Annotated in this window: 1 protein-coding gene; it reads right to left on the reverse strand. The window is 52.0% G+C overall.

The genetic code is table 11. The features are described 5' to 3' along the window. Positions 1-479: hypothetical protein (locus ABLN94_RS24590; protein ID WP_352997350.1), on the reverse strand; the 479-nt coding region annotated here is incomplete at both ends.

The raw sequence follows: 479 nt of genomic DNA on the forward strand, positions 1-479 counted from the left end.
TAGTCTGTTCTCAAAGGTTCCCCAGAATCTTGAAAACCCGCGATCTCGATCACATCACCGTTGGAGAGAGACACGTCTGAGATGGTGCGCTCGACAAACGATGAGCTGTTAACGAAATTGTTGCCGGCATCTGCGTTCCAGATGAAGTTGTCGATTTCAACTCCGTTAACGAAAATGCTCATCTGTGATTGGCCATCGGCTTCGTCGAAGTAACCCAGTCCCAAATCATAAATTCCGTCGGAGCCTGTGAAGGTATATGAGGCCCGTTGCTCCTCTTGCCCGCTTGCCTGGAGATATTGATTACCCGACGCATGCCCGTTGCTCTTTACTTGAAAGCCACTAACAATCTGGAATGTCTCAGCTTCAACCCTGAAGGGTGTAGGGGGGCTTCCAGAAATGTCGACGGTAAACCCGGTGAGGTTGGGGTCTGCAGCGACGGCATTGCCGCCGGTGTCGAAGACTTCATCGGTGAGCAGGGC

Origin of the sequence: Ruegeria sp. SCP11, assembly GCF_040329455.1 — a bacterium.
GTDB classification, from domain to species: Bacteria; Pseudomonadota; Alphaproteobacteria; order Rhodobacterales; family Rhodobacteraceae; genus Ruegeria; species Ruegeria atlantica_E.